This window comes from Sphingobium sp. (genome assembly GCF_035511395.1).
Lineage (GTDB): Bacteria > Pseudomonadota > Alphaproteobacteria > Sphingomonadales > Sphingomonadaceae > Sphingobium.
The window spans coordinates 1-2,608 of sequence record NZ_DATKFP010000403.1 but is presented as its reverse complement, the minus strand read 5'-3'; the positions used below and the strand labels follow the sequence as shown (position 1 = coordinate 2,608).

The following is a 2,608-nucleotide window of genomic DNA, read 5'->3' as shown; positions in this document are numbered from 1 at the left end:
CGTGACACTGCCGTCTTCCTGCACATGGATATTGGGCAGGTCGCCGGCATCGTTTGCACCCTCGACCCGGAATCCATGCACGATCGGCTTTTCCGAATGGACATGACCACCGGCGCCCTGGAAAGCCGCGTCTCCGCAATCCGCCTTCTCGTGGAAATGGACGCCGTGCCAACCCGGCGGCAAGCCGCGCGCCTCGATCCGAAGCAACGCGCCTTTGGACGCATCGGTAAGGCGAGCGCCGTGTCCGCGGATCAGCTTGCGACCGTCAAGAAACTGATCGCCTCGCTCAATGCGGATGCGCGCATCCTGACCTGCGATCACGGCCGCGTGCCGCTCGACGCCATTCTCGACACCGGGCTGTTCGATGAAGAGAAGGCCGCGCAGCATCCGCTCTGGGCTAAGGAGCTCTACGGCTACGCCAGCCATCAGCCGGAGACCGAGGAATATGGCATCGAAAGCTTCGTCTACCGTGCGCGCGCACCCTTTGACCCAGCGAAGCTCCATGCATTCCTGGTTACGGATGGTCTCGACAATGTCGTGCGCGCCAAGGGGCATTTCTGGCTGGCGACGCGGCCCGAGTGGGTGGGCGAGCTGGCCGTTGCTGGCTCGCAGACGATGACCTCGCGCATGGGGTGCTGGTGGGCGAGCATTCCCAAAAACCAATGGCCCGATGATGATCGCTTCGAGCGGTTTGTCGCGGCCCACTGGGACAATGTGTGGGGCGACCGGCGGCAAGAACTGGTGTTCATCGGGATCGGCATGGACGAAGCCCGCATCCGGCCCCGGCTCGATGAATGCCTGATGCCGGTCCGCACGTTCACCCCGGAACTCTGGATGGGCCTGAGGGATCCATTCCCGTCATGGACGCCCGCCGAGGCCGAGGCCGCCTGACACAGGCGCCCTTGGGCCGGGCCGGAGGCCAGGGTGCCGTGCTGGATGGCAGGAACATATGCTAGTCCGCGCCCGTTGCTGACCAAAGTGACATGAGCCTGCCCGCCCTGATGCTGATTATTTCTACGCCTCCCGATTGCCGGACGAGCCCATTGGAGGATCGAGGGCATTCATAGCCGCACAGTGGAGCCGTGTACGATCCGGTCCGGCGCCACTGCCGACCGCGCTCACGGCCTCATCCACTCTACCTCTTTCGTTCCGAACTACGGGGCGCGAACACATCTCTGCCGTATAACTTGCGCATGTGGGTGGCGACCTTGGAGGCATAACTGCGCTGCCGCCACGCAGTGGGACTGTGGTAGATGCCGACCGCCGCCCAATAATTGCCAGTCGCCTCCAGCCCGGAGAGGAAAATCCAGCGTGCGGCTTCGGCGTTGAAGCAGGCGTCGTAGCGCAGCCAGTGTCGGACCTGATGCTCGGGCCTATCGATTACTCGAGCTAGGCGCGGCACCCACCATGTGTTGATCTGGAGTGGCCCGAGATCGTGCGTTCCGTTGGTATTGGCGACCTCTGCGCCGATCCAGCCCGCCTCTTGCTCGCGCAGGCCCCAGAGCGTCTTTTCGAGCCAGCCATAGCCGCGCGCGGCGACGCGAATGCAGCGAGCGATCTCAGCCGCCTCGCCAGGCGCGCCCGGTTTCGCCAGCGCAGGCGCGGGCGTCAGCGCGGCGGGCAGGAACGCAATCGCCGCGAGCACCGTGCCGAACATCGACTGGCGGTTCGGGCCTCGTCGACGACCGCTCATAGCGGCGTCCGATCACGATAGCTGGACGGTGTGCGTCCGACGCGATCCCGCGGCGAGAAGCGGCCGGGTTCGAAGGGCCCGCCAGTTAGAAGCGCCAGCAATCGCTGTCCCGACACGATCTCGATGCCGTCCGCGCCGGAACAGACTGTGCGGCTCATCCCGCCGGTGCGGCCGGTGTGGACAAACATGCCGCGCCGTTTCCGGGTGGCGCAGAGCATAGCGAACTCACGCACATGCTCGGGCTTGATGGCGTCGCGATAGCGCTTCGCCTGGATCAGCCAGCGCTGGCCATCGATGATGACTTCGCCATCGACCCCGCCGTCCCCGGTATAGCGACGATTGCGGATCACGCGGTGCCCGCGCCGCTCGAAGGCCTCCAGCAGCAATTCCTCGAACGCCAGCGGGTCCATCGCGCGAAGCCGTGCATAATGCAGCGCGGCGGGCTGGTCGCGATCGCGTCCGCATAACTGCTCGCACATCGTGCGCGCCTGTCGCCGTCGCCAGCGATGGGTGATCGGTATGCGATAGCTGCGGTATATCAGGGTAAGCAGAGCGGCACCGAATATCGCGATTAGCAGCTGTTCCATCATTCTCTCCTATCGGTCATGTCCACCACCATGACCGCCATGATCATGCTGCGGTTGGGGATCTGGCCTAGCCTCTGACTGTTGGGCAGGTTCGCGAGCGCCGCCGCGATCGGGCTCCGCCGGTGCGTGCTGACGGTCTCGTTCGATCGTGCCGCGCAGGAAGCGGTCGACCAGCGAAGCAGCCTCCTGCGCGCGGCCGGCGAGTATCTCGGCAAGACTGTTCGGGCGGGGTTCGGAGCGGCCCTGCCGTTTCCGCTCGCGCTGCTCCCGCTCGGCCTTGCGGGCGTCGCGCTCGCGGGCATTCTCCTCGCGGGAGCGGTCGTGCCGG

The 2,608-nt window shown here is 65.5% G+C and carries 4 protein-coding genes and 1 pseudogene; 1 reads left to right on the top strand and 4 read right to left on the bottom strand.

The features are described 5' to 3' along the window. The coding region (locus VMR39_RS30575; protein WP_414712603.1) for a superoxide dismutase family protein at positions 1-387 on the bottom strand (387 nt) is incomplete at its 3' end. Here VMR39_RS30575 and VMR39_RS30570 point away from each other — a divergent pair. Beyond that, entirely contained in the window at positions 328-891 is a 564-nt protein-coding gene (locus VMR39_RS30570) for a GTP-binding protein (RefSeq protein ID WP_171905943.1), read from the top strand. The two genes, VMR39_RS30575 and VMR39_RS30570, sit on opposite strands and share 60 nt — an antisense overlap. 244 nt (positions 892-1,135) lie before the next feature. Here VMR39_RS30570 and VMR39_RS27130 read toward each other — a convergent pair whose 3' ends face one another. The 3 genes and pseudogenes from VMR39_RS27130 to VMR39_RS27120 all read right to left on the bottom strand — a co-directional run. Then, complete coding sequence (locus VMR39_RS27130; protein ID WP_021688150.1) at positions 1,136-1,693, bottom strand: lytic transglycosylase domain-containing protein; 558 nt, start codon at positions 1,691-1,693, stop codon at positions 1,136-1,138. After that, positions 1,690-2,280: a restriction endonuclease gene (locus tag VMR39_RS27125; protein WP_021688151.1), complete on the bottom strand. Its 591-nt coding sequence runs from the start codon at positions 2,278-2,280 to the stop codon at positions 1,690-1,692. Before VMR39_RS27125 ends, VMR39_RS27130 begins: the two co-directional genes overlap by 4 nt. A gap of 9 nt (positions 2,281-2,289) precedes the next feature. Beyond that, positions 2,290-2,608 (bottom strand): annotated as a pseudogene (locus VMR39_RS27120) (DNA relaxase); the annotation flags it as partial.